We start from the raw sequence: 499 nt of genomic DNA on the forward strand, positions 1-499 counted from the left end.
TCGGGCTCGCCACCGGGGTCGCCCACCACCGCGATGTCCTCGAGCGCCTCGTGGCGGGTGTCGCTCTCGGGGTCGGTGCCGCTGAAGTGGCCCAGCTGCACCCAGACGGAGTCGTCGCGGTCGGTGAGGTTGACGCGCACGAGCTGGGGGACCCCGTCGGGCAGGGGAGTGAAGGCGCCCCACGGCGGCGTGCCGCCGAACATCACCGCCAGCGCCTCGTCCACCCCGTCGGCCGCGAGCTCAGGGTCGAGCGGGGTCACCTCGCCGGCGGTGAGCTCCGCGTCGAGCCGGTGGATCAGCGCCTCGTGGGCCTGGCGACGGAACGTGAACCCGACCGTCTGCTCGTCCGACCAGGACCAGGCCGGCTCCGCCGGGTCGGCGGCCTCGAGGGCCGCGACGAGCGCGGCCGAGTGCTCGTCGAAGGCGGTCAGCAGCGCGTCGTACGTCGTGGGTCGCTCCGGCTCCGTCCAGTCCTCGCCCGGCGCGACGGGCCGGCCCG

At 75.6% G+C, this 499-nt stretch carries 1 protein-coding gene; it reads right to left on the reverse strand.

The window, feature by feature from the left end:
* On the reverse strand, positions 1-499 hold a 499-nt coding region (locus Q0L15_RS10935), incomplete at both ends, for a maleylpyruvate isomerase N-terminal domain-containing protein (protein ID WP_296604308.1).

This window comes from Nocardioides sp. (assembly GCF_024509035.1).
In the GTDB taxonomy this organism is placed as follows: domain Bacteria; phylum Actinomycetota; class Actinomycetes; order Propionibacteriales; family Nocardioidaceae; genus Nocardioides.